The sequence below is a fragment of the Microcoleus sp. PH2017_24_DOB_U_A genome (assembly GCF_020738205.1).
Classification (GTDB): domain Bacteria; phylum Cyanobacteriota; class Cyanobacteriia; order Cyanobacteriales; family Microcoleaceae; genus Microcoleus.
This window is the reverse complement of the sequence record NZ_JAEQCT010000085.1, coordinates 1-26,324: the sequence shown is the minus strand read 5'-3', so window position 1 is coordinate 26,324 and position 26,324 is coordinate 1. Positions and strand designations below refer to the sequence as shown.

Here is a 26,324-nt window from a genome sequence, read left to right as displayed (position 1 = left end):
TTTGTCCGATGTATTGTCTGCCTACAGCGTCGGTAAAGTTACCACTTTTTCTATGTCCTGAATCATCTATTATCAGGCTAAATCCTCGACTAATCTTGGCGCAAGTTGCACTGATTCATTACGTCTAAGCGACGTTCGTTGAGTTCATTGAATGACCAAGGCGCTGTTGTTAAAAAATGATGTAATTTGTGGTAAGTTACTCCGACAGCGTTTTCTGCCATCTGTGACAGGTTTTTTCGTTCGCTTTCTCCCAATAATCCCCCTAAATAGTTCCTAAACTCTCGTTTTTGGGGGGGTTGTCTCTTTCATGGGTCATTTTTTAACGTTATCTGCTTGCTATGTAAGCATTATAACCTATTTTTATCGTATTTTCTGTTTAAGTCCCGCTAATGCCCGTCGCGTCTGGATTGCTTTGCTAGAAAAAGAGATTGAGTTTGAATTGGTGTCGATGAAATTAAACGGCGATCAGTTTCAACCAGATTTTTTGGATATTAGCCCTTTTCACCACATTCCGGTTTTGGCTGATGGCGATTTTCATTTAATAGAAAGTCTCGCTATGCTTGATTATCTGGAAGCTAAGTATCCGACGATCGCACTATTGCCACAGAATGCTCGGGATTTGGCGATCGTCCGCATGGTACAAATGGTAACAGTCAACGAATTGACACCAGCGCTGAGTCCCTTTGTCCGCCAGACTTTCGGCGGCGCAGGCGAACCGGAGAATCTGGAAAAATCTGCGCTGCAAGTGGCGGCGGTACTCAGATTTTTTGAGGAGTTGTTGGGCGATACACCTTTTTTTGGCAGTAACACGATTACCCTGGCGGATGTTGTGGCTGGTGTTTCCGTGCCTTGGCTGCCCGAGTTAGGCTTGTCTTTGGAGGAATACCCCAAATTGGAGGATTGGTGCGATCGCTTAAATTCCCGCGCTTCTTGGAAAGAAACACAAGCCAGTCCGGAACTGGTGGAAGCTTTTAAAGCGCAGATGAAACAGTTGATGAAAGGTAAACAACAGCAGCCTTTAAATGATGAAATTAATGAGCTTAGAAGAGAAGATAAATAAGTGATTTATGGTTGGGTGGGGGCGGGTTTTTGAGATTGTCAATTATTGGCACGTATTGTTGGTGAACCCGCCCCTACAGCAATTATGTCTATTTACCAATGCCCCATGCCCCATACCCCTATCCCCATGAACGACTTAATTTACAAATATCCCCCTCTCTTACCCGGCACTTTAATCAAGCGGTACAAACGATTTTTCGCAGAAATCGAACTGGCTTCGGGAGAAATTATCACCGCGCACTGTCCGAATACTGGCCCGATGACTGGTGTTTTAATTCCCGGCAATCCAGTGCTAGTATCTCCCAGTGACAATCCCAAACGCAAGTTAGCTTATACTTGGGAATTAATTAAAGTTTGCGATACTGTACCAACCTGGGTGGGAGTTAATACCGGGCTGCCAAATCGAGTAGTTAAATTAGCTTTGGAATTGCAATTGTTTCCTGAATTGGGAAATTACAGTTTGATTCAGCCGGAGGTTGTTTACGGAAAAGATAAAAAAAGTCGAGTGGATTTTTGGCTGACTGGTGGGGAAAAACCGATTTTTGTGGAAGTTAAAAATACAACTTGGGTTAAAGATACATTAGCTTTATTTCCCGATACAGTCACAGAACGGGGACAGAAACATTTGAGAGAATTGATCGAAGTGGTGCGGCAGGGTTCGAGGGCTGTAATGCTGTATTTTATTAATCGCGGCGATTGTACGGATTTTGCGCCTGGGGATAGTGCCGATCGCATTTACGGACAATTGTTCAGACAAGCTATTATTGAAGGTGTGGAAGTTTTGCCTTGCCGCTTTGACGTAACTCCCGAAGGTGTCCGGTATTTGGGTTTGGCAAAACTGGATATTTGACAGTTGACCGCTTGACAGTTTGAGAGCAACCTCTACCTAGAAGGAAGAGGATTGGAGTAATGAATAGTCTGACTTTAATTTCTCCCTCAAATGATTCCGGCTTTCAACCAATTCTTTCTGGTAACTGTTGCTTTGAGGATCGAAAATCCGTGAACCGAGTAACTCCCGTCGTCGATGAAAAAGCAAACCGGATCGATTACCTTTTTTGTTTAGAAACAGGCAAGATGCCCGTTCCACAATATAGCCTTTCTCACAAAGATGAGGTATGACTGACAGCTTACATAACCTCCCAGACAAAGAGGGCTCTCTTCCCAACAACGTCCGCGAATCTTTCTGAGAACCACAATACATGAATTTTCTTGTGGGGAGTAGGGGTTGGGCATCCTGCCCGCGCCAAAATACAATTTAGATGCGGGACAACTTACTTAAAAAAAGAGGCAATTTAATCTGCCAAATCTGGGAAAACTTCCCGGACGGCCGGATGCACCAGTCGGTGATTCTGCACGTTCAATCCCTTCGCCAAACTCGGATTCATTTCCAAAGCTTTAATCCCGTTATTTGCCAACTGCAAAACATAAGGCAAAGTGCTGTTATTCAAAGCTTGAGTAGCTGTCCAAGGCACTGCACCGGGCATATTTGGTACGCCATAATGCACAACTCCTTCCTCTACATAAGTAGGATTTGTGTGAGAAGTTACTCGCAAAGTTTCGACACAGCCACCTTGATCGACGGCTACGTCAACAATTACAGAACCGGGCTGCATTTTGGCGACAAATTCGCGCGAAAGTAGCACCGGAGCTCTTTTTCCTAAGACTAAAACTGCACCGATTAATAAGTCAGCATCGGGAACAACTGCTTCTATTTGCAAAGGACTGCTGTAAAGGTATTCTACTCTGGAACCGAATAAAGTTTCCAAGTAGGCTAGCCGATCGACATTTACATCTAAAATCTGCACCCTAGCGCCCATTCCGACAGCAATGCGGGCTGCTTCTGTGCCGACGATTCCGCCGCCCAAAATTACAACTTTGCCCGGTCTTACCCCCGGTACGCCCCCCAAAAGTACGCCTTTGCCGCCTTGCTGTCGTTCCAGAAACCGAGCACCGAACTGCACGGCCAAACGCCCTGCAATAATGCTCATCGGGGTTAGCAGGGGCAATTTCCTGTCGGGGAGTTCGACGGTTTCGTAGGCGATAGCCTGGACTCCGCTGTTGATTAAGTGCTCGGTTAATGTGCGATCGGCTGCCAAGTGCAAATATGTAAATAGCAACTGCTCTTTTTGGATCAGCGGATACTCAGTAGGTAATGGTTCCTTAACTTTGACAATTAGTTGCCGGTTCCAGACATCTGAAGCCTTCGAGACAATCTTCGCCCCGGCTTCAATGTAGTCCTCATCAGCAAAACCAGCCCCAGCCCCAGCATTCGTTTCGACGAAAACTGTGTGGCCTTTGTCCGAACAAGCCCGCACGCTGGTGGGACTGAGTCCGACTCGAAACTCTAAATCCTTGATTTCCTTGGGGACGCCTATTTCCATCTATAACCTCAAATTTCAGGCTTATGTCGATCGAATTTAACGCAAAAATCAGCCCTAGCGGGACAATACCATTGGAGATTTTAGATTTGGGAATCGGGCTGGGCTAGGAGAATATTTGTTTGATTTTCAGCCATTGCGATCGCAATTTCCAAAATTTGTCATTTTCCATAAGGTCGATCGATCTTTTAGCCTGCTCCAACTCTAACTCAAGCTGCTGCATCCGAGCTTGCGAACTCTGCAATTGGGACTTAACCTCCTGCAACTGAATTCGCACCTCCTTTTCCCCAGTATTTTTCTTAATCGCAATATCGTGATAGCCTAGGAACTGAAGCGCCAGAAATACTATTTCCCAGTCATTCGCAATACAAAACTCATTAACTGCTTTCGCCACACCGTAAGGCATGATTTCGCATACAGACCAATTCGTATAATCGTTAAAAACCATCATCCCGTCAGATTTCACCTTTGTATAACCTCGATCGATATCTTTGCATACACCTTCATAAGAATGATCGGCATCGATGTAAATCCAATCAAAATACTCTTCTGGAAAACCGCCTAAAATTGTCGATGAATCACCTTCGTGAAGTTCGACAGTCCCATTTTCTATCCCTGCTTGCAATAGGGGATTTTGTTTGCGATCGATTTCCGCTTTAAATGCCTCGAAATTACCATCAATTAAATGCAGCTTTTGGGGCTGGGTAATAGCAAGTATTTTCTCGGCAAATCGCCCATATTGAGTGCCAACCTCTGCAACCACACTATTTTTAGGTAAACATTCCAATATTTTGATGCGACTTTCAACCAGGCGACAGTTTTTGACATGGCAATTTTGCAGTGTTGGCGAAACAAGTACCAATGGATTGTCATTAAAATTATTCCATTTCTCATTATCCCAGCCTTCAGTCGCTGCTAAAAAATTTTGTTTGTATTGCAGAAAGTCAAACATACGATCGCAAAAGTAAGAGAACTTTAATTTGAAAGTAAAGACTTCAGTCCTTACTTTTCCTATATCCTATATAATTTAACAGCAACGATTCACCGCGTCTCAAAAAAAATGCCACGCACACCTACATTAACATTCGATCGCGGAACGCTCCTACTGCACCCGCCGCCCAAAGGCCGAGACTGGGCGGATTTTGCCACGTGGGACGATCGCGTGGAAAAATTTCGCATTCGAGCAATTCACTACCGCCCGCTGGTAGAATCGCTTCAGGCCGACTGCACTAACTTCACCGACGACGCCCGCGGATACGAACTACTAGAACTTGTGCCCAGCGTAGAAATGCAGCCTTACCAGCATCAACAAGAAGCCCTCGCAGCTTGGCAAGAAGCAGGAAGCCAAGGAGTAGTCATCCTCCCCACCGCTTCGGGCAAAACTTATGTGGCCCAATTAGCGATGCAAGTCACGGGTCGCAGTACATTAGTCGTAGTGCCAACTCTCGATTTAATGCACCAGTGGTACGCTAATTTAAAAGCAGCTTTTCCCGACATCGAAATTGGATTGTTAGGCGGAGGTTCGCGGGACAAAACGCCAATTTTAGTAGCAACCTACGACAGCGCCAGCATTCACGCCGAAACCTTGGGGAATAAATACGGCTTGCTGGTGTTTGACGAATGCCACCATTTACCAACGGACTTTTATCGAGTAATATCCGAATATGCGATCGCGCCTTTTCGACTCGGACTGACAGCAACACCCGATCGCACAGACGGACGCCACAGCGACTTACACTTCCTCATCGGCCCCACAGTATATAGCAAAAAACCCGAAGATTTAGCAGGCGACGCCTTAGCCGACCATAAAATAGTGCAAATCATGGTCAAACTGTCAAAAGAAGAAACCGATCGCTACAGCGAAGCCATGAACATTCGCAACGACTTCCTCAAACAGTCCAACATCAAAATATCCAGCCTCGAAGGATGGAAACAGTTTATCATGGCCAGCGCGCGATCGCCCCTAGGAAGGCGCGCCATGATTGCCCACCGCCAAGCCAAAGAAATCGCCCTTTGTACCGAAGGCAAATTGCGAATCTTAGCTCAAATTCTAGCCGAACACTCTCCCCAGCGCACCCTAATCTTCACCGGAGACAACGCCACAGTCTACCGAATCTCCCAAGAATTTCTCATCCCCACAATTACCCACCAAACCCCAGTCAAAGAAAGGCACGAAATCCTCGATAAATTTCGCAGCGGCGAATACAAAACCCTAGTCGCATCCCACGTTCTCAACGAAGGAGTGGACGTACCCGACGCCAGAATTGCTATTATACTGTCAGGTACGGGAAGCGAACGCGAATACATCCAAAGATTGGGTCGAGTTTTGCGAAAAAGCAGCGATGTAAATAAACTAGCAATTCTCTACGAAGTCGTCACCGAAGACACCACCGAAGAAAGAACATCCCAGCGCCGCCGAGGCGGAATGCAAGTTCACAAACCCCAACCAAAAACACCAATAGAACCACCACCAGCAGAATATCCAAAATTAGAAACAGTCAAACCAACACCGATTTACGGAGTCAACCGAGAGACAACCAAAAAAGCAGCAGAAACACCAGCAAAATGGGGAGATGATGATGACATTCCCAAGACAACCAAAAAAGCCGCAGAATCACCCGCAAAATGGGGAGATGATGATGACATTCCCTGGTAGCACGCCTAAATTATTCCTTCTTCCTTCGATCAACTGTCAACTGTCAACTGTCAACTGTCAACTGTCAACTGTCAACTGTCAACTGTCAACTGTCAAATGCTACCAACCGATCTACTAAGCCACCGTCAAAACGGCGAATCAATCATCCCGCTACGCCTCAAGATAGATGCTAAAAATCTCGATGCGGCTACCGAAACGATCGCCTGCTTCCAGGAGTCGATCGGCAAAACCCAAGGCGAACTCGACGGACGCTTGCTAGAATTAGAAGGCGACAGCCCCGACTATCGGCTTAAACGGGGATTAGCGCACCTCCTCAAAGGCGGTTTCTCCACCTTGGAAGTCGTCAGCCCCCTAGAACCAATGGAGTTGAGACAGCGGGTATTTGCGTTGTCCGCGCGATCGACACCCAGCCCACAATCCACCCAAATAACCCTCGAAACAGTAGCCACAGAGCTCAGCCAAGACTTAAACAGAGAAGTTTTTACCCACGAAATCAAAACAGGTTTATACGCCGATTTAAACGAAAACAAAATCCTCACCGAATTTGACGCACCAACACCCGAAAACTTACTTCACAGATACAACCTTTCCCAAGTCCAAGGCATATTTTACCGAGCAAGTCAAGTTCAATTAACCGCGCACCGCAACGATCCAGGAGAATACAAACTCCTCTTTCGCTATTTAAAATTATTTCAATTAATGACCTACATCGAAGGCGATGCAGACCACGGATTTACCCTCACAATCGACGGCCCCACAAGCTTGTTCAAACCCAGCACCCGCTACGGCTTAGCCCTCGCCAAAATGCTGCCCGCACTCCTACACGTCACCAAATGGAGTATGCACTCAACTCTGCAAACCAAAGATGCTTTCAGCGGCGTTGTGAAAACAGGTAAATTCACCCTAAATTCCGACTGCGGTTTAGTCAGCCACTATCCCCCAGGCAAACCCTATGATAGTATGTTAGAAGCAGCATTTGCTGGCAGGTGGGATAGCTTAAAAACCGAGTGGAAACTCGAACGAGAAGTTGACTTAATCCCAATTCCAGGAAGCGTGATGATTCCCGACTTTCGGTTAGTCCATCCCGACGGACGAGTATTTATATTAGAAATAGTCGGCTATTGGCGGCCGGAGTATTTGCAAAAGAAATTTGCTCAAGTACACAAATCTGGATGCGACAACTTGATTTTAGCTATTTCCGAACGGCTGAATCTGGAAAAAGCTGGGGTTAATGTAAAAGAAGTTCCTGCAAAAATAGTTTGGTTTAAAGATAAATTGCAGCCAAAATCAGTCCTAGAAATCCTCGAATAGTACACCAATCAGTAGCAAACTTCTCTCTCCCTCTCTTCCTCTGCGGCCTCTGCGGCCTCTGCGGTTCAAACCTCTTAAATTAAATTATCCTAAAAGAACGATCGCACATTCCAACACTCTAGTAAAATAGAAACATCCCCAAAACCTTGCCACCGCGTAGTCTCACCCCCAAACCAATCAAAAAATGGTAGAAACAAGCATTGTCGAAAAAATCAAAAAGCTGTTAGCCCTCGCCACCTCATCCAACGAAAACGAATCAACCGCTGCGGCAGCAAAAGCTTCCGTTTTACTGGCGCAGTACAATCTCAGCCTCGCCGATTTAGGCCCCAATCACCAAGAAGAGATCGATCAAAGCGGAGTTGAGACAACATCCAAATTTGTCACTTGGAAAATGATCCTGTTTTCGGGAATTGCGGAAGCCAACGGTTGTACAGGTATGCGGAACAATTATAGTGGTAGTATGTTTTTGGTGGGAAGCTCTACAAATCTGATTGTTTGCAAGCACCTGTATGAATATTTGAGTTCTGCGATCGAGAAACGGGCGAAATACCGCAAAGGAAGCGGCCGGGGACTGGCGTATCTGAACGCTTTTCGGGTGGGATGCGCCACAAGGTTGCGGCAAAGGTTGCTGGAACAAAAGCGGGAGATGGAGGAGTCGGGGATTCCGGGCTCGGTTGATACAGCGGCTACTCCTGCTATTGTAGTGCGATCGATGTTTGAGAAGAATGAACAGGCGATCGCAGATTATTTAGAAAGCCAAGGAGTTAAAGTCAAAACCAGGACAGATTCTCAAGTCAGCAGCGAGGCTGGTTTTAATTCCGGGTATGAAGTGGGCGACAAAATTAGTTTGCAGAAGCAAGTGCAGCCTGAAGGAAAACAAAAACAGCTTAATGAATCTCTGTGAGTTTAAGTATAGTTAGTATTAAAAGGGAATTTCTTCGTCAAGCTCAGGAAATTTGGCAGCCAGTTTATCCCAGGCTTCAATTGTCGCTTGTTTTACCCAATAATCGCTATCCCGCAAAGCATCAATTAGAGAGTCTACTGCTCTTAAATCTCCGATTTCTCCTAATGCCCAAACAGCCATCTGTCGAACTTCATCCTCGTTATCTTGCAAAGCTTCAATGAGAGGGTAAGTTGCTCGTTTATCTTTGAGTTGACCCAGCGCCTTTGCTGCACTGACTTTAGTTTGGTAATCCCAATTATTATGACAATCGTTTTTGAGAGTGGCAATTAGAACAGGCACAGCTCTAGTATCGCCTAATTCTCCCAAAATTCTGGCTACCTCTTCTTTGGGATCGTAATAGAGAAATGGATCGTTATTCTGCTGGTTCAATCGCTCTATATTCTGATGATTGAGTAATTGCAACCCTTGAATTAGAGGCTCCACAGTTCTTGGGTCTTTAAATTCGATTAGGTCGTTGGAGAAATATGTAAAAAACCGACCACACAAAGAGCCTTGCTGAATAGCTTGTAGAGCAAATTCTATAATCTGGGAGTTATATTTACGCCCAATTTGATATTCTTTTTCAGGGTTGCGAGAAATATAATCCCCTATGAAGTAAGCTCCTGCTTCATAACATTCTGCGATGGTTAGCATCATACTGGTTAAACTTGTATACTTTTCAAGTAAAGTTAACTCTCCTTCTTCAATTCGCTGAAAAATTATCGGACAAAAATTTAGTATGTTATTAATGAAGACGCACCCATTATCTTCCCATAAAATGTGATAAAAAATATTTAAATACTTAAAATTCCCCCAATAAGGCTTAATTATATCTATATTGGCTATGTTATCTGTTTGGAAATTTTGATATGTGAAACTCTCCTGGCGCAGCCCTGCAACGACCTCTTGTAGAGGTCTAAAAGTCCAACTATGAAATATCCAAACTGTTTCCTTCCACTCATCTCCTTCTACTGCACCATTTCTCCACTGATAGAGTTCATAGAGTTCAGGAGGAAATTGGATTGGTAAATCTCTTACTAAGTCATCTATCTCATCCTTTGATAAGCCAGGGTATAGATACTCAATCCACGAGGGTTCGTGTCGCTCTATCCAGCTTAAGATTCGGTTTAAGGCGTCGGTTAATTCTGAAGTCATAACTTTCTTTAAAATGTAACCCACCGCCGCGAGTTAGAATTTTCCCGCTGTCACGCACCCTACGACTGAGCTCTTGCACAGACTGTAATCAATCAATCAATTCCGCTTCTTCAAAAATCTGTCTAGTTGTTAACTCCAAACCAGGCAGCAACTCATCCACAATTAGTGTATTATCCATATACACCTGACTAGAACCATCAGGGAAAAAACTTCTAATTAAAATCAATTCTGGATCGATTACCCAAACTCGCGGAACCCCCGCCGCCAAATAATCCTTCGCCTTCTCTTCAAAATCCTTCATACTTTGATCGGGAGAGATAATCTCAATCACCAATTCAGAAATTGCAGGACAAGCTTCATTCCGCCGCCAACTTTTCGGCAGACGTTCATAGGAAATATACGTCAAATCAGGAACAGGTGCCCAATCTTTACCCTGACGCTTTAACAGAATTGCCCATTCTGGAAGCACTCGCCCGCGACTTTTACACCATACACGAATCAGGCGACACAAAGTTCCCTGTAAACTGGAATGAAAAAATTTTGGAGACACTTTAGGAACTGCTTCACCATCTACAAACTCATAATATACGTCTCCGTCGGGCAAAGCTAGAAATTCTTCTAAAGTCAGTTTGGTTCCGATTCCTACCATGACTCCCAGCCCTCTTGCTCATTAATTCAAATATCAATTATACAAAATTTCCCAACATTCCTCAAAAAAGACCCGGCGGTTGAAACCGCGACTATACAAACAAAACCCGCCTCCGCGGGTTGAAGAATAGGCGGTGAAAATTACGTTTTACATTATTCTCTTGAGTCCGCGGAGGCGGACGAAAGTTTGTGTAGACGCGGTTTCAACCCCCGTCCGATCTTTGTTTGTGTAAACGCGGTTTCAACCGCCGTCTTACTTTACTTCACCCAAGCACGATGAGCCATCAAAGCCGCAAACGGCTGCACTCCCCGCAACTGATTCGACAGCGGCAAATGACCCCTCGGCGCGCTCAAATCCCAAATAAACTCTTGCGGATACCGCGTCCAATTATTCCCCTTCTTCCACCCAATTAACGGCCACAACTTATCCCAATTCTTGCCCGAACTCAGCCAAATTTCCCGCTGTACCGAAAAGCCAAATTTGCCTTCCGAATGAACTTTCCACAGGGTATTAATTGTTTGCAAATCTGCCACAGGCAAACTTTCAACTTCCGTAAAATACAACCACTTTCTCGCGGCAGCAGTCTCGCCCGCCAACCCACAAAGTTTGTTTAAAGTCAACAGATCGGCTTCTTGAAATTCCTGTAGGGCCAATAATTGTTGCAGCGGAGTGTAGTCAATGTTAGAGTCCGATCGCAATTGCACTACTCCAGTCGGAAAATTCGCCTGCAAAAACTCCCTCGCTCTGGCAGAATCCGCACAATAAAGAATTTGGTAAGCCTTACCCATTACCGCCGTCGGTTCCTCCGACTTGCGCTCTAATAAAAATTCCATCAACACGTCCCAGCCTGCATCTGCTATGTGTTGTTGCAGCAGTTGCAGTTGAGTTTTCTCTGAACCCGACCTCAACTGTGAGCGGAGTTCGGCTGTATCGGCGGCCGAGTCTAATGGAGAAGTAGAAATCGAGTCAGTCATGGGAAACTATCAGCTATCAGCTATCAGCTATCAGCAATTAGCTGAAGCCCTGGTTTTCCTCCATTGTACAATGCTACTGACTCCGATTTACTTCTCTGTACTCCGATGGTTGTGCGCTGCACGACGAGCTAACCTCGCCGCGATCGCACATTCCTCGTCAATGGGAGCGATAGCAAATAGCTTTACCCTCAGATTTTTGCGATCGCTCCCATGTAAAAGAGTTTTTCTTGAACCTAGTCGTCCACGATGGAAACCCATGCAGAGAACGAAGGCGGAAAAAAGTTGATGTCATATTCCGAGTCTTCCCACTCTTTCACCCACAGCGGTACAACGCCCGGGCGAGGAGTTTCCGCAAAGATCCGTTCCTTGGATTCGATCGAGTGAAATAGCTGTTTCAAAGTATCTCCCCGATCCAAAGCTTCGCTGAGGATGTCGTCCAACTCAGGATCGACCCGTTTGACGCGGTTTTTGTCCTCTTCAAGCCACAGAAGTTTCAAAGACTTCAGATCCCTCGGACTGAGAATGCTCTTGTAGTACACGCGCTTGAGCGTCGCTACGGGCTCCAACGAGCGTTCGATCCGGCGAATTTGCTGAACTCGCAGGTAGTGCCATTCCGCTAAACGCTTCCGTTCCGAAGGCGCGAGAGTTTCCTTCCCCGCTGAGTGTTTGTAGTCATAGTTAATCAAACTGCAAGCCATATTAGCCAGCAGGTGAATTAACTGTTTTTCTTTGGGTGTCGCCTGACGCCGTTCCTGGGTTCTTGTCAATACGCGCTGTCTGCGGGTAGTTTCGAGAGTATTTTCCATTGGGTTTTTACGAGATGAAATACGATTGTGCCAGATCCGAATCCCGAACATCAGAAGGTAAGGAAGTTCCTAGGCGGGGAAACTCCACCGACAGACTCGCCTTACCTGTTTATTTTCCCATTCACTTTGTTGAGACTTCAACTCCCCGGATTAGGTGGACTGATATTCGGCCCGAGTTTTCACCCCCTTGAGCCAAGGTGGTGGCGACAACAAATACACCACAAACACGATCGCAATCACAACCGCAGCGCCGGCGAACCACTCAGAGGGCTAATTATTTCCGGCCTTTGCCTGTCTTTACCTCTTCTTGCTCTCCATCTTCATTCGTTCCAGTGTAGTTAATGTCGGGACGACTCTCAAGAGCAGTCAAACTGCTGGTTGATGAAGATTGTGGGACGATCGCAAAAGCGCTGGCCCTGCTTGTATGGAATAAGCCGATGCCACCGGAGGCAATTACTGCTAATACTAAGATGCTGTTTTTCATGTTCGATGACCCTGATTTAACGTAGATAGACACCTTTTGGCTAACCCGATCTGTCAGAAGTGGGTTGATGCAATAGCCCACTTGTCTTCTGATAAATCTGCCTGCCATAATCAATACAGACAGGCACACCCGAAGAGCGATCGGAAACGCCGGAAGTGACGTGTTACTTATGTCCACGATCATCCACCAACCAGATTTTTTTGGGTAGTGGGGCTAAGGCCATCAGGGCGTCGATCCATCAGGGAGTTATGCCATCAGGGTGCTCATCTATCGGGTAGTTAATTCATCAGGGCGCATCTTCTACTACAATTAGCCACAAACTTAACTTTAATCGTTGAGCCAGTGGCTAGCAGCGCACTGACAGCGCTTTTAAGAATTAAACTTTTTGTGGATTTATCCCCAAAAGTTTGTTCTTAAAAATTCCCCCACGCGAAAGCCGGGGAAGTGTCAGCGGCATGGAATTCCATGCAATCTAAGTCAACTAAAAAAAACGCAGATTAACGATATCTCCCACTCAAGCAGTCCTCAGCCAAACGCTGGGGTTTTTTATTGGTAGCAGCCATTCCAGTGCTTTGACTGGACGGCATTCGGTAGCCAGCCCCCAAGGCAGAACCTTAGGCAGAACCTTAGGCAGTACCTTAAAGGCGCTGCGGTTATGAGTTTCCCTGGCAACATCATACCATCGGGTGAAATTCAAAGTATGATTGTAAAAAAATGTGAACCCAATGGCGTTTGGGCATTTTCAATCCGGTTGAGTAAAAATTCAGATGAGGATGCGAACGAGTACAAACAAAAAAGTGCCGGAGTACGATCGCCCTCCTGGCTGGATTTACGGTTGGTTGCAAAGATACGGTAAAGATTGACAATGACAACGCTGAGTTAGTAGACAATAGAGAAAGAGTCACAAAAATTTCAACCACAGTAACACCAGTTCAAAAAAAGAACGCAACTGTAGGTAAACTCCAAACCCTTATTGAATCAGTCATTGACCAATCTCAAATCTAAAATAGTATGAGCTGGCAATAATTGCAATTTGTAACTTTTCCATCGCACAGCATAGGGGCGCAGCATCTTGATGAATTCGCAGATGACAGCAGAAGTCCACTCAACCAACCAATATCAAGTCGGAGGATATTTGCCTGCCGGTGCGCCCACCTATGTCAGGCGATCGGCAGACAGCGAACTCTACCAAGGACTCAAAGCCGGACAATTCTGCTACGTATTGAGTTCCCCACAAATGGGAAAGTCCAGCCTGCTAGTGCAAACGGCCAAAAGGTTGCAAGCAGAAGGTACAGCTTTTGCCGCCGTCAACCTGAGAAGCATTAGCAGCCCAGAAATTTCCCTGGAAAAGTGGTATGGCGCGATCGTCCACCGCATCGCCAGCAGCTTGCGCCTCACAAACAGGTTTGATGCCCTCAAGTGGTGGAACGATCGCGAAGTGCTATCCCCGGTGCAGCGATTGGAGATATTTATCGAAAAAGTTTTGCTCAAGTCACTGCGGCAAAATTTAGTCATTTTGATAGATGACATTGACACCACCAACATCCTCAATTTCAGTACCAGCGATTTTTTTGCCTCAATTCGAGGTTGTTATTCTAAGCGGGCAGAGCAACCAGAATACGATCGCCTGAATTTTGCGGTTTTCGGAGTAGCAGCCCCGTCACAATTGATCCGAGATCCAAGCTGCAACCCTTTTAATATTGGACGACCAATTAATTTAAGTCGATTGCAACTAGACGAAAGTGTGTCACTAACAAAAGGATTGGCACTCAAAGCTTTTCGTCCCCAAAAAGTGCTCCAAGAAATATTTACTTGGACGGACGGTCAACCTTTTCTGACTCAAAGACTGTGCCAATTGGTGCTTGAATACGGGTCTTTTATTGGCAGAAATTGCGAAGCCCAGCAGGTGGAACAACTGCTCAAACACAGAATTATTAAAAATTGGGAAGACTGGGACGAACCCCCACATTTGACAGCAATTCGCGATCGCATTTTCTACAGCCGCTGCGATCTCACCAAGCTGTTAACGCTGTACCAGAAAATTTTGCAACCGCCCGACCCCAAAAAACCCGAAGAAGCGCCGGGAGTTGCTGTCGATTATTCTCCCGAACAAATCGAATTGCAACTGTCAGGATTGGTGGTCAAATCTCATGGTAAATTAATAGCTGCTAACCTAGTTTATCAATCTGTTTTCAATCAGTTTTGGGTGGAAAAAGAACTGGGAAATCTGGCTCCCTACCGCGAGGCCTTGGCAGCATGGCTGGCTTCGGATCGCGAAGATAAGTCGCAGTTATTGACGGGGGAAACTTTGCAGTCAGCTTTGGATTGGGCGGCAAACAAACAATTAAGCCAAGAACACTATTGGTTCTTGAATCCCGGAACTTTTCAGAAAAAACCGACAGTCGCTGTCGCACAAGTTGTACAAAGCAGCCCAGACATCGGTGCAGAGAGAATTCTCACCCCGCCCTCAGATACTTTTCTATCGGGCAGCAACGAACAGATATTGTACGATCACATCGTCTCCTGCGTGGAACGAGAATCCCCCGCACAGATAATCGAGCGGTTCCGCAAACTATTTATCGATGGTATGGGCTACCCCGATCGCGAAATAGAAGCAACTTTGTACAATATCATCTCCGTCAAGCGATCGGATCGGGAGTTTAAATATATCATCCACCGCTGCTGTTACATCCCGATCAACCGTTGGCAATTGCACTCACAGCACAAATTGAGTATTGCAAATTTAGTAGCTTTATTTAAACAGACTTCTCCCCGATTCGGGATGGAATTTTACATAGTCAAGCGCTTGCAAGAACAAATAGAATTCTTTACTAAAAGTGCAGAATTCCAGACCCTAGAGCGCTTAGTAAAAGCAGTAGAACAAGAGCCACAACCGCAGAAACAAGATAGTCATGCTCCTTTGGGCGAATTGATTTGTCGCTATCCTTATTTGTACGGGCATTCTTTGCTGAGCAAGGAGAGCGTGGAGGAAGACCAGCAAACCATCAAAAAGCTGGAAAATCAAAGACAGCGACTATTTGAAAAAAACTTGTCTCAATATTTAAATTATTTGGTTGAGCCGAGAAATACAGAAATAGGAATTGTGCAGCCGGCGCCAAATCCCACACTTTTGAACGATGCGGAATTGCACTTAGCTGTTAGGGAATTTGCCGGGAAAGTAACAGACGATCGCAGCCACAAAGAATCGGCTCAATTTTTTTTGAGAGATGCCAGGAAAACTCCATCCTACAGCTCATTTAAAGTGGATTTATATGAATATTTGATATCATCGGTAGAACCAGAATATGGCGGTCGTCAATTTAATGATAAGTTGTACAAGTACATCAAAAATACATTTCCGGAAAACGACTCGGCGAAATTAAATAATATATTGTTAGCTCAGACTTGCAACCAGTTATTCAACTTTTTAGTAGTGGAAAATTCCCAACATCCCAACCACTACATTTTTTATGACTTAGTATACAACCTCGGGCCCAGCAGGACAATGGGTTTGCTGCTGAAAATATTACTGCTTTCTGGCAAAGTTAAGCCTGAGTTGGAAAAGCGATTTTCTATTTTGTTCAATCACTATGAAGGTAAAGCTTCTGATGAAATTATGTGGTTTATAAAATCATTGGAAAATTTAAATGTGGCCTTAGTGGTAAATTTTGGGAAGACGGATTTGTCTTTGGTTAAACAGCATCTTATTTTGAATTGAAAGATCAGCATAGCGGTTTACTTCAAGTTCTATCGGGCAAATATCAGTGATATAATAAATTATGTTGAGTATACAGCAAAATTATGCCAACCCAAACGCTCACAGATTATTTCAACTTTCTCACTCCCAGCGATATTCGACTGAAAGGGACAAGAATTGGCATTGAAACAATTCTTTATGATTACATCGATTGCGGTCGCGCACCTGATGAAATTGCCCAAACTTATCCTTCCCTCACCCTCGAACAAGTTTATGCGACAATTCTGTATTATCTCCAAAATCAAGAACCTGTGAGTGATTACCTCAAAAATTGGATAGAACACGGTCACAAAATGAGAGAAGAACAGCGCCTTAATCCCCCGCCTGTTTCTGAAAAGCTCCGCCAACTGAGGGCAGAAAGAAAAGCCAAAACTAGCCCATGAACCTGCAATACCTAATTGATGAAAATGTCAATCCAATTTATCCCAATCAAATTAGGCAACGAGAACCAGAGATCGCCGTCAAAGTAGTGGGAGAACCGGAAACACCGCCGAAAGGAACTCTCGATCCAGAAATTCTCTACTGGTGTGAAGATAATAACTGTGTTTTGGTGACAAATAACCGAACTTCTATGCCAGTGCACTTAGCCGAACATATGGCGGTAAATCGTCACATTCCAGGGATTTTTATCATCAATCCTAATTTAAGCATTGGCGAAAACCTAGAAGAATTGATTTTAGCGGCTCTGGCATCCCAAGAAAATGAATATCAAGATAGAATTGTTTTTCTACCTTTCCCTTAGCAGTTATTAATGTATTCGGGAGGAAACGATTTTTTTTGCATTAGTCCGATCGCAATTTTAAAAGGCGCGCTACCCTATCGGTGTACCATTAACTATATGATCAGCTATCTCAAAGGCACAGTCGCCAATATCGCCAAAGGCAGCAACCGCGTTATTCTGACTCTCGAAGTTAGTGGAATTGGCTATGACATCCAAATTTTGCCGCGCGTGACTGGCCAATTACCAGCATCCGGCGAAGTCGCCCAAATCTTTACCCACCAGCAAGTTAAGGAAGACCAAATCGTATTGTACGGTTTTGGCAGCACGGCCGAACGCGATTTGTTTCGGCAGTTGACGAGTGTTAGCGGTGTGGGTGCTCAACTGGCGATCGCCCTTCTTGATACTCTAGGAATGCAAGATTTAGTTCAGGCGATCGTCGGCGGTAACACTCGCATCCTCGCCAAAACCCCCGGCGTGGGTACAAAAACCGCCGAACGCCTCGCCCTGGAACTCAAAAGCAAACTCTCGGAATGGAGACAGGAAGCAGGTTTGACAACTTCCGTGGCCGCCGGAGTCCCCGCAGCGATTCAAGAAGAAGTGGAGATGATTTTGCTGGCGATGGGATATACTGCGACGGAAGTCTTGCAAGCGCTGCAAACCCTCAGTCAAGACAGCAACTTGGCAAACAAAGCTAATGCGGATGATTGGATTCGTGAGGCGATCGCCTATTTGAGCCGATAATCGGCCACCCAATAGACTTCTTGCAAAATTTATGGCTAACACGGGCAAGATGCCCATCCCACAATTTTTTTCCTGTGGGATGGGCTGGAATAAACACCATGGAGGGGCGTCCCGCCCATCCGACATTTTTTTTCCTGTGGGATGGGCGTCTCGCCCGTCCTAAGTAGGGCTTGCAATTGAAGTCTATTCAGCTCAAGAAAACAACCCATCCGTGGCGAAAATTTTGCTCCTTCACCGTTCCCCTGTGATACTATATTGGATTGTGACAATCGTACAAAAAAAACTAAACTCAATTCATGGCTCTTACACAACAGCGCAAACAAGAAATCATGGGCGACTTTCAAACCCATGAAACAGATACAGGCTCAGCAGATGTCCAAATCGCCATGTTGAGCGATCGCATCAGCAAACTCAGCGCCCACCTGAAAATCAACCAAAAAGACTTCGCCTCCCGGCGCGGTTTGATGATGATGATCAGCCGCCGCAAGCGCTTGCTGGCCTACCTGCAAAAGGAAAATGTCGATCGTTACAAAGCATTAATTGCCCGTTTAGGCATTCGCGGCTAAACAGCACAGCGAAAATTTGCGACAATATTCAAGAATCTTGGACAAACGCCAGCAGGATTTACGCACTGATAACAAATCCGTTTCAAACCGTTGATTAACCATCAGAGTTGCGTAAACCCTCGCCAAGATTTCTTTGATAATTGTTCGAGATTTCAGGTTAAACAAAAAATATGTCCTCCGAACCACCCACCCAGCGCTTACCCTTTGAACCGGCCTCAAATCGGAAAAAAACCGCTAAAAAGCCTCCAGAAGCCGAAGCAAATCCAGTCACAGAAGAACCAAAATCAGACAAAAAGCCCAAAGCCACCAAAAAAACTGGCCCCCAGGCGCAATCCATCCCAGAAGCAGTCAGCAAACGCATGATTTCCCGCATTGCGGTATTCTGCGGCGCCCCCACACTCCTGGGAATTTCCACATTTTTTGTGAGTTATTTGATAGTCAGCAAAGGCTGGTTTGACTTGCCCAACACAGCAGTATTATTGGTAAGCATGGGCTGTTTTGGTCTAGGCGTACTGGGATTAAGCTACGGAGTCCTCTCGGCTTCCTGGGATGAAGAAGCTTCAGGAAGCACTCTCGGGTGGGAAGAATTTAATACTAATTTTGGACGGATGCGAGAAGCGTGGCGCGATGCGAAATCTAAAAGTTAGTCAGTAGTTATAGAAAACATTCGGTAAGCGGAAAACTCAGAGGCTTCAGCCCTGAGATGCAAGCGACACGGGCGGTTTTAACCGCCGTGAATCTTTCTTGATTCTTAATATTTAAAATTAGAGAAAGACGCTAAGATATAAACAAGGAGGTGAGCAAGATTGTTGACAAATTACGCTTATAAGTTGCGTCCCAATCAAACGCAAGCATTAAAAATGTCGAACTGGGTAGATATGCTGCGAAGCCTGTATAATTGGTGCTTGAATGACAGAATCTGTCAGTACAATCAGCAGTTTATCCAAGGCGATTACTGTGACATTAGAACGAAAGGCGAAGCTTCACCATTGACCTGCTTCGTAAGTAAAAGTGGCGCAACTGGAAATCCCTGGAAAAACTCTAAGATTGACAAAGAAGGTAAAGCTAGAAATCCTCGCCGAAGTGCTGGTGATATTCAAATAACAGCATTACCTGAGTTAAAAATAGCTAGACCTTGGTATTCCCAACTAGATTCAACCGTTTTACAACAAAATGTCAAACGCTTAGATATTGCCTACAAAAACTTCTTTGAAGGTAGAGGATTTCCGAAATTCAAAAATCGGAGTAACTTTACTTCTTTTACCTTCGCAATGGGAGTGAAAATCAAGGGCAATAAAATTTACCTACCAAAACTGGGCTGAATGAGGTTTTACAACTCTCGCTCAATCCCAAGTGGTTTTACTATCAAGGCTTGCACAGTTAGAAAACGCCAGAATGGCTGGTATGTTTCTATTAGAATAGAGGATAAATCTGTACCTGAATACAGCCCCAAAGCTCTCGGCAACAATCCCAAAGTAATCGGTTGCGACTTGGGACTAACTAAACTGGTTCACCTTTCTGATGGCTACCAAATTGAGAACCCTAGATTTTCAACCAACAAAAAAGCTAAACGCACTCTGAAAATTAGACAGAGACGAGTTAACCGCAAAACAAAAGGCAGTAAAAACCGCAAAAAAGCAGTCATCAGAGTTAGCAGATTCCATCAAAAGATTGGTGATAAACGCCAAGCGCACCAATGGAAAACTGCGAATTTAATAGTATTTCGTAATATTGATGTAATCGCCTTAGAAGATTTGAACATCTCTGGGATGATGCGTCGATGTAAGGTAAAAACTGATGAGGAAACCGGGAGGTTTCTCAAGAATGGGCAATCCAGAAAAAAAGGATTGAATCGCGCTATCTCTGATGCAGGCTGGGGCGACTTAGGATTAAAGATTGAGTATCTAGCTGCAAAGCAAGGAAAAATCGTAATCAAAGTTAATCCTAAGCACTCTAGCCAAGAATGCAGAAGTTGTGGACACATCGACAAATCAAATAGAGATGGCGAAAAGTTCATCTGTGTTGAATGTGGCTATCACGAACACGCCGACATTGGCGCTGCCAAAACTATCAGAGATCGAGCATCGAAAATGGTACGCGGGGACTCCGCGAAACCTGGTGTTGAACACCTAAACGCCCAAAAGATATCAGCACGCACTTGCGTGCAAACGTGCTGAGTTTGGGAACCCTAGCAGTAGGGATATTAAGAATGAAATTTCTTAAGAATCTCAGTCGCTTCAGCGCTGAGAGTGTCAATAGTCATGAATCAATAGCTTTCTTCGTCGGAAGAGGACACGGCAATGCCGTGTCCTGATATTACTTAGACACTACTAATAGTAGTCAGGTGCCCACTTCACACCCTACCAATAGAGTTTATACGTGATTTCTAGTTAAATTGACACCAATTCTACGTAAAATTCCCTACAAAATACTATTTAAGTTTTGTGAACAATTGGTTTTTTGCATAAAACTACTTAGTTGAGCTTGATATAAGTAGAGTAGTTCTCAATAATTTTTGCAGTTGATATCCTGACAATTTTTGCGAAGTTGGGGAAGCGATTAATGGGATTGGAAGGAGCCGGGGCAGCCAGTTATTTTTCGGCATTTGGCGAATGTTTGTCGGTTCCCGAATTTGTATTTGTTTTCCGTTCCCGCCGTCCGCCAGGGAATCCGGTTAACGCCATGCTTAGCTTCGGATATCAAATCCTGTGGAATCATTTACTGTGTTTGATTGAACTCCAAGGACTCGATCCTTATCAAGCTTGTTTGCATCAAACTTCCGAACGTCATGCTGCTTTAGCTTCTGATTTGATAGAAGAGTTTCGTGCTCCGATTATCGATTCTTTGGTGCTGTGGCTGATTAATTCAAAAGTCATGGATGCCACCCTCGACTTTGTTTACCGCAATAGCGGCTGTTTCTTGAACGATTCCGGCAGAGCAAAATTTCTCCATGCTTTTTTACGGCGTATGGAAGAAGAAATTCAGACTGATTCGGGCGAAAAACAGCCGCGCTGGGATTTGTTTGTGCAGCAAGTTAAGGCTTACAAGCAGTTTGTTTACAATCCACAAGTGCTGTACAAGCCTTATCGAATTTATTAGATTTCAAGACTAACAACGTATTTCTGTCATTGCGAGGAACGAAGCAATCGCCAGGTTTTGCGATTGCTGAGTGACCCTCGCAATGACATGATGGCGTTTATTTATTGCGTAATTCCTGACTTTTGGTCAAGCGGAAATTAATCATGCACTTGTACGTTGTTGTCTATGATATTCCTTGTGACAAGCGTCGCAAGAAAGTTTTTAACTTGCTTTCCGGTTACGGTACTTGGGTGCAATATTCGGTTTTTGAGTGTGCCCTATCTCAGCGTCAATTTGAGGAGTTGCGCGCTCGCCTGCGGGGACGGGTTAATTTGGATGAAGATAATATCCGTTTTTATGTTTTGTCAACGCGGGCGATCGGGCAGGTGGAAACTTGGGGTTCTGGCCCGCCGGTGACTCAACCGCCGACTTCGGTCATTGTTTAAAGTATTTTTTTTAACACTTGACAGCCAGGGAAATCTAGGTTATTATGCTTCTATTGCTAGATTCTAGCTGTAAATCCACACAAGCCAGTACAAACTTGTCGTGTTAATTACTACCTAAATCTGTAGCACCAGTACCTAGAAAATTAAATAGATTAGAGTAGTGTTTTAGCTGTTCAATCATTTAGCTATCCGACCGCCTCGCTAAATGGCTGAAACACCGATTCTCTCGTTTAGGCGGCCGTTCGCTTGTCCCGTAAGGGTTTCAGCGATTTTTGAGAGCTGGTTTTCGGCTCTAAGTGAGCTGAGCATCAGAGGTGGTCGGAAACGGCTTCTAGAGCCTTTACTGGGCACGGCTTTCACAACGAGGGGTCGCAATTCACTTTTCCCCGCAAGGGGATTGAAACTTGAATAGCGCCAACTTTTTGTTTGTTTTCAGTGTCGCAATTCACTTTTCCCCGCAAGGGGATTGAAACGCTGTTGTATGTTGCTCATGCTCATATATTTCTGTGTCGCAATTCACTTTTCCCCGCAAGGGGATTGAAACTAGATACGCAGCAGTTGCAGAGAATCGTACTTTAGCAACGTCGCAATTCACTTTTCCCCGCAAGGGGATTGAAACTTGAAAAGTAAAGACATTGCCTTCTAGGTCGAGAAAGGTCGCAATTCACTTTTCCCCGCAAGGGGATTGAAACAGGGTGGAGCGGTAAAACCAGCTAGAGGAATGGTTAGTCGCAATTCACTTTTCCCCGCAAGGGGATTGAAACATAAAGATAAAAAGAGTCAATTCTTAGTAAAAGCAGTCGCAATTCACTTTTCCCCGCAAGGGGATTGAAACATCCCAAAATTTGTTCGGATTCATAATCAACCCTCGTCTGAATTTACAGTCGCAATTCACTTTTCCCCGCAAGGGGATTGAAACACCTCTTGGAGAGACGGGTACCATTTGATACACTCCAAAAGAGTCGCAATTCACTTTTCCCCGCAAGGGGATTGAAACAATTGACTTTGCTAGAAAATTCATTTTTTTTCTCTCCAGTCGCAATTCACTTTTTCCCGCAAGGGGATTGAAACATCTGAAATTCTTTAGCTGTATACAAGACAACTTTGGAGTCGCAATTCACTTTTCCCCGCAAGGGGATTGAAACTAGAGATAATAATTCTTCGTAAAGAGCTAATATTTTTGGATGTCGCAATTCACTTTTCCCCGCAAGGGGATTGAAACATCGAGTAGAGCTGGAACCGCTCGTGAAATTGGAAGTTCGTGTCGCAATTCACTTTTCCCCGCAAGGGGATTGAAACGTGCTTTTAGTACCCACACCCTTTCTGATTCTGCTACTAGCTCTAGTCGCAATTCACTTTTCCCCGCAAGGGGATTGAAACTAAGTCGTTTGGCAATGACAAGGAGTCAATGGAAAAAATTTGTCGCAATTCACTTTTCCCCGCAAGGGGATTGAAACCCAAAGTAGTCGCCCGAAAATCCGCTGCGTGTCACGCCGCTGTGTCGCAATTCACTTTTCCCCGCAAGGGGATTGAAACTATACTCAGACTTAGATAATACCTCTATCTCAATGGTGGTGTCGCAATTCACTTTTCCCCGCAAGGGGATTGAAACCAGTAATCCATACCCTTTCTGTAGGTACCACAAACCCGCTGTCGCAATTCACTTTTCCCCGCAAGGGGATTGAAACACAATTAGTTTTAGTACATCTACTAATTTTCCTAAAGTCGCAATTCACTTTTCCCCGCAAGGGGATTGAAACAGTAATTCGTAATTGTTAAAGTCTCTCGAACCTGCAATTATCAATTTAAGTCGCAATTCACTTTTCCCCGCAAGGGGATTGAAACTCCTGGGTTAGGTTCTGCACCCTCTCCTGATCTGTCTTGTCGCAATTCACTTTTCCCCGCAAGGGGATTGAAACATTAGAGATTGTATGGTTACGCTAGCACTAGATGCACCATAAGTCGCAATTCACTTTTCCCCGCAAGGGGATTGAAACTATAGAAACCCATCCCATTTGCCCCCTGCAATGTATTAGTCTCGTCGCAATTCACTTTTCCCCGCAAGGGGATTGAAACGTTAGTTTGATTTCTGATCTCTGCCACTCTTTCTGGTCGCAATTCACTTTTCCCCGCAAGGGGATTGAAACTTAGCAGGGGTAAACTTTTTCCCATTGGTCATGTTTTGTTGAGGTCGCAATTCACTTTTCCCCGCAAGGGGATTGAAACCTTACATCACTTTTGAAGTTTTCGGCAGTCCCTAACACCTCTTTAACTGTCGCAATTCACTTTTCCCCGCAAGGGGATTGAAACTCAGCTTGAATTTCAGCAGAAGTTGGTTCAGCCATGTGAAATATAGTCGCAATTCACTTTTCCCCGCAAGGGGATTGAAACTTTACTTTGTGTAACCCTATGCCTGGGAATTCAGCAAGCATTAATGTCGCAATTCACTTTTCCCCGCAAGGGGATTGAAACCTCGAATTGTCTCGTCTCCATTAACTAGATTCTCCAAGTCGTCGCAATTCACTTTTCCCCGCAAGGGGATTGAAACTAAAAGGCGATAATGATTCAAATTTTGGATCAAGTTCAACAAGTCGCAATTCACTTTTCCCCGCAAGGGGATTGAAACTGGACCAAAGCCCTTTCTACATTGCTCCAGACTAAGACCTCTTGAGTCGCAATTCACTTTTCCCCGCAAGGGGATTGAAACTGGCAGATAAATTGGCAACTATCCTAATCCAATCATAGTCGCAATTCACTTTTCCCCGCAAGGGGATTGAAACAATTGATTATGAATTGGAATGAAGTTTTTTTAGTTTGAATGTCGCAATTCACTTTTCCCCGCAAGGGGATTGAAACCTGTTGGTTTTCTCAATATGGTCAGCCAGAGCTTTTTTAAAGTCGCAATTCACTTTTCCCCGCAAGGGGATTAAAACTTAAGAATTCCAGACCTTCGTTAGGACTTCTTTGATATAGAGTCGCAATTCACTTTTCCCCGCAAGGGGATTGAAACTCTTGAGCACCGACTGCATCTGTTCCTTTTGGTGTTTCTGGTGTCGCAATTCACTTTTCCCCGCAAGGGGATTGAAACCCAAATTGTTTTTTTATACGCCCTAAGTTGTTTAATAATAGTCGCAATTCACTTTTCCCCGCAAGGGGATTGAAACATGTGAAGGTAATAAGTTGTAGAATGGTAATCTCGGTTATTATGTCGCAATTCACTTTTCCCCGCAAGGGGATTGAAACTTCTGCTCAAGAAATTCAGCTCTAAGAGTAATTTGCAGTCGCAATTCACTTTTCCCCGCAAGGGGATTGAAACAGAGTTTACTAGATTGATGATACAAGGTACGTTACTTAAGTCGCAATTCACTTTTCCCCGCAAGGGGATTGAAACAGAAGGAATTGAATCACTTTCGCTGTATTTTCTTCAGTCGCAATTCACTTTTCCCCGCAAGGGGATTGAAACATAATGCTATATTGGTAGACGTAGATTGAACCAACAGTCGCAATTCACTTTTCCCCGCAAGGGGATTGAAACATCTTGGTAAGGGGTTATTTTGCATAATAAAAAAACAGTCGCAATTCACTTTTCCCCGCAAGGGGATTGAAACTTTCCACCATTCTTGTTCTTACAAGCTCTGCTAAGTCGCAATTCACTTTTCCCCGCAAGGGGATTGAAACACGATATTGGTCAATTGTATGCTTAACCAAGTAGTTAGTCGCAATTCACTTTTCCCCGCAAGGGGATTGAAACTCTCCATCTTTGTATTTTGTCCCTTCATTTACAATCACAGTCGCAATTCACTTTTCCCCGCAAGGGGATTGAAACTAAAATGAATATAACCAGACACGCAAAACCAGCAAGTCGCAATTCACTTTTCCCCGCAAGGGGATTGAAACATTGTTTTGACCATCACAGTGAACAGAACCGGTCCTTTACGTCGCAATTCACTTTTCCCCGCAAGGGGATTGAAACTGACATAAGATTTTTCTCGATATTCAGGAACAATTAGTCGCAATTCACTTTTCCCCGCAAGGGGATTGAAACTCACCAGAAGGCTCTGGAAGTGGTGGCTCAGGGTCGTTTAAATTAAGTCGCAATTCACTTTTCCCCGCAAGGGGATTGAAACTTTTTTAGAATTAATTCTAAGGTCGGCTAATGACTTCAATTAAGTCGCAATTCACTTTTCCCCGCAAGGGGATTGAAACAGGATAGCAAAATTTCCCAATGACGAATCAAGGTAGTCGCAATTCACTTTTCCCCGCAAGGGGATTGAAACAACCTCCTAGAGGAGCTTGAGTTAAAACAAAAGTCGCAATTTACTTTTCCCCGCAAGGGGATTGAAACATTTCTTTTCGTACTGCCAAATCAGTCAAATACAAGTAAGGTCGCAATTCACTTTTCCCCGCAAGGGGATTGAAACTTGAAACAAGAAGTTTCTTGCTCCCAACTACCAGAAGAAAACCTATTCAAGTCGCAATTCACTTTTCCCCGCTGAATCTTTCGCGCTGAGTCCGAGAAACCGGGTTTCTATGGCAATTGACGTATTTTCACGAGATTTTACGCAGAAACCCGGTTTCTGAGTCTCTCGCGCTGAGTCCG

General features: G+C 44.7%; 23 protein-coding genes, 1 pseudogene and 1 CRISPR repeat array. Of the genes and pseudogenes, 16 read left to right on the top strand and 8 right to left on the bottom strand.

Features of this window, described 5'->3' with window-relative positions; all coding sequences use genetic code 11:
• Positions 1-290: pseudogene (locus JGK07_RS23190) on the bottom strand (transposase); the annotation flags it as partial.
• 17 nt (positions 291-307) lie between these two features.
• On the opposite strand from JGK07_RS23190, the gene JGK07_RS23185 reads away from it, so the two are divergent.
• The 3 genes from JGK07_RS23185 (at position 308) to JGK07_RS23175 (ending at position 2,178) form a co-directional block, all read left to right on the top strand.
• A complete protein-coding gene (locus JGK07_RS23185) occupies positions 308-1,060 on the top strand; it encodes a glutathione S-transferase family protein (protein ID WP_293185624.1) in 753 nt (250 codons plus the stop codon).
• Positions 1,061-1,186: 126 nt separating this feature from the next.
• Positions 1,187-1,909: a DNA/RNA nuclease SfsA gene (gene sfsA, locus JGK07_RS23180; protein WP_293185628.1), complete on the top strand. Its 723-nt coding sequence runs from the start codon at positions 1,187-1,189 to the stop codon at positions 1,907-1,909.
• 59 nt (positions 1,910-1,968) lie between these two features.
• A complete protein-coding gene (locus tag JGK07_RS23175; RefSeq protein WP_293185622.1) occupies positions 1,969-2,178 on the top strand; it encodes a hypothetical protein in 210 nt (69 codons plus the stop codon).
• A 173-nt stretch (positions 2,179-2,351) separates the two neighbouring features.
• Here the strand turns inward: JGK07_RS23175 and ald are convergent, their stop codons facing one another.
• Together ald and JGK07_RS23165 are read right to left on the bottom strand one after the other, a co-directional pair.
• Positions 2,352-3,440, bottom strand: a complete 1,089-nt coding sequence (ald, locus tag JGK07_RS23170; RefSeq protein WP_293190677.1) for an alanine dehydrogenase — start codon at positions 3,438-3,440, stop codon at positions 2,352-2,354.
• Positions 3,441-3,543: 103 nt separating this feature from the next.
• Entirely contained in the window at positions 3,544-4,389 is an 846-nt protein-coding gene (locus JGK07_RS23165) for a class I SAM-dependent methyltransferase (protein WP_293242871.1), read from the bottom strand.
• A gap of 108 nt (positions 4,390-4,497) precedes the next feature.
• On the opposite strand from JGK07_RS23165, the gene JGK07_RS23160 reads away from it, so the two are divergent.
• The 3 genes from JGK07_RS23160 to JGK07_RS23150 all read left to right on the top strand — a co-directional run bounded on the left by JGK07_RS23160 (position 4,498) and on the right by JGK07_RS23150 (position 8,308).
• Positions 4,498-6,093: a DEAD/DEAH box helicase family protein gene (locus JGK07_RS23160; protein WP_293242873.1), complete on the top strand. Its 1,596-nt coding sequence runs from the start codon at positions 4,498-4,500 to the stop codon at positions 6,091-6,093.
• A 96-nt stretch (positions 6,094-6,189) separates the two neighbouring features.
• Positions 6,190-7,404, top strand: coding sequence for a DUF790 family protein (locus JGK07_RS23155; RefSeq protein ID WP_293225623.1), 1,215 nt, complete (start codon positions 6,190-6,192; stop codon positions 7,402-7,404).
• A 184-nt stretch (positions 7,405-7,588) separates the two neighbouring features.
• Positions 7,589-8,308, top strand: coding sequence for a DUF2786 domain-containing protein (locus JGK07_RS23150; protein ID WP_293196380.1), 720 nt, complete (start codon positions 7,589-7,591; stop codon positions 8,306-8,308).
• Between the two features lie 18 nt (positions 8,309-8,326).
• Here the strand turns inward: JGK07_RS23150 and JGK07_RS23145 are convergent, their stop codons facing one another.
• The 5 genes from JGK07_RS23145 to JGK07_RS23125 all read right to left on the bottom strand — a co-directional run bounded on the left by JGK07_RS23145 (position 8,327) and on the right by JGK07_RS23125 (position 12,415).
• On the bottom strand, positions 8,327-9,502 hold the full coding sequence (locus JGK07_RS23145; protein ID WP_293196378.1) for a HEAT repeat domain-containing protein: 1,176 nt from the start codon (positions 9,500-9,502) through the stop codon (positions 8,327-8,329).
• A gap of 88 nt (positions 9,503-9,590) precedes the next feature.
• Positions 9,591-10,151, bottom strand: a complete 561-nt coding sequence (locus tag JGK07_RS23140; protein ID WP_293196376.1) for a Uma2 family endonuclease — start codon at positions 10,149-10,151, stop codon at positions 9,591-9,593.
• 257 nt (positions 10,152-10,408) lie between these two features.
• Positions 10,409-11,125, bottom strand: a complete 717-nt coding sequence (locus tag JGK07_RS23135; RefSeq protein WP_293196374.1) for a GUN4 domain-containing protein — start codon at positions 11,123-11,125, stop codon at positions 10,409-10,411.
• A gap of 233 nt (positions 11,126-11,358) precedes the next feature.
• On the bottom strand, positions 11,359-11,931 hold the full coding sequence (locus tag JGK07_RS23130; protein WP_293185604.1) for a hypothetical protein: 573 nt from the start codon (positions 11,929-11,931) through the stop codon (positions 11,359-11,361).
• Between the two features lie 274 nt (positions 11,932-12,205).
• Positions 12,206-12,415, bottom strand: coding sequence for a hypothetical protein (locus JGK07_RS23125; protein WP_293185603.1), 210 nt, complete (start codon positions 12,413-12,415; stop codon positions 12,206-12,208).
• Between the two features lie 1,087 nt (positions 12,416-13,502).
• On the opposite strand from JGK07_RS23125, the gene JGK07_RS23120 reads away from it, so the two are divergent.
• From JGK07_RS23120 to cas2, 10 genes are all read left to right on the top strand, one after another.
• Complete coding sequence (locus JGK07_RS23120; RefSeq protein ID WP_293225625.1) at positions 13,503-16,133, top strand: AAA-like domain-containing protein; 2,631 nt, start codon at positions 13,503-13,505, stop codon at positions 16,131-16,133.
• Between the two features lie 83 nt (positions 16,134-16,216).
• Complete coding sequence (locus tag JGK07_RS23115; RefSeq protein WP_293185598.1) at positions 16,217-16,555, top strand: DUF433 domain-containing protein; 339 nt, start codon at positions 16,217-16,219, stop codon at positions 16,553-16,555.
• Positions 16,552-16,914: a DUF5615 family PIN-like protein gene (locus tag JGK07_RS23110; RefSeq protein WP_293212171.1), complete on the top strand. Its 363-nt coding sequence runs from the start codon at positions 16,552-16,554 to the stop codon at positions 16,912-16,914. Before JGK07_RS23115 ends, JGK07_RS23110 begins: the two co-directional genes overlap by 4 nt.
• A gap of 96 nt (positions 16,915-17,010) precedes the next feature.
• Complete coding sequence (gene ruvA, locus JGK07_RS23105; protein WP_293185596.1) at positions 17,011-17,634, top strand: Holliday junction branch migration protein RuvA; 624 nt, start codon at positions 17,011-17,013, stop codon at positions 17,632-17,634.
• 296 nt (positions 17,635-17,930) lie between these two features.
• Positions 17,931-18,200, top strand: a complete 270-nt coding sequence (rpsO, locus tag JGK07_RS23100) for a 30S ribosomal protein S15 (RefSeq protein WP_293134126.1) — start codon at positions 17,931-17,933, stop codon at positions 18,198-18,200.
• 170 nt (positions 18,201-18,370) lie between these two features.
• A complete protein-coding gene (locus JGK07_RS23095) occupies positions 18,371-18,847 on the top strand; it encodes a PAM68 family protein (RefSeq protein WP_293225627.1) in 477 nt (158 codons plus the stop codon).
• Between the two features lie 213 nt (positions 18,848-19,060).
• Entirely contained in the window at positions 19,061-19,522 is a 462-nt protein-coding gene (locus JGK07_RS23090) for a transposase (RefSeq protein WP_293190669.1), read from the top strand.
• The gene (locus JGK07_RS23085; protein ID WP_293185593.1) at positions 19,523-20,377 is read left to right on the top strand and encodes a transposase; all 855 of its coding nucleotides are present in this window, start codon (positions 19,523-19,525) and stop codon (positions 20,375-20,377) included.
• A 385-nt stretch (positions 20,378-20,762) separates the two neighbouring features.
• Positions 20,763-21,299: a CRISPR-associated endonuclease Cas1 gene (gene cas1, locus JGK07_RS23080; protein ID WP_293231678.1), complete on the top strand. Its 537-nt coding sequence runs from the start codon at positions 20,763-20,765 to the stop codon at positions 21,297-21,299.
• A 143-nt stretch (positions 21,300-21,442) separates the two neighbouring features.
• On the top strand, positions 21,443-21,724 hold the full coding sequence (gene cas2, locus JGK07_RS23075) for a CRISPR-associated endonuclease Cas2 (RefSeq protein WP_293185592.1): 282 nt from the start codon (positions 21,443-21,445) through the stop codon (positions 21,722-21,724).
• Positions 21,725-22,092: 368 nt separating this feature from the next.
• Positions 22,093-26,145: a CRISPR direct-repeat array (repeat unit 36 nt; unit sequence GTCGCAATTCACTTTTCCCCGCAAGGGGATTGAAAC).
• Positions 26,146-26,324: the final 179 nt, after the last annotated feature.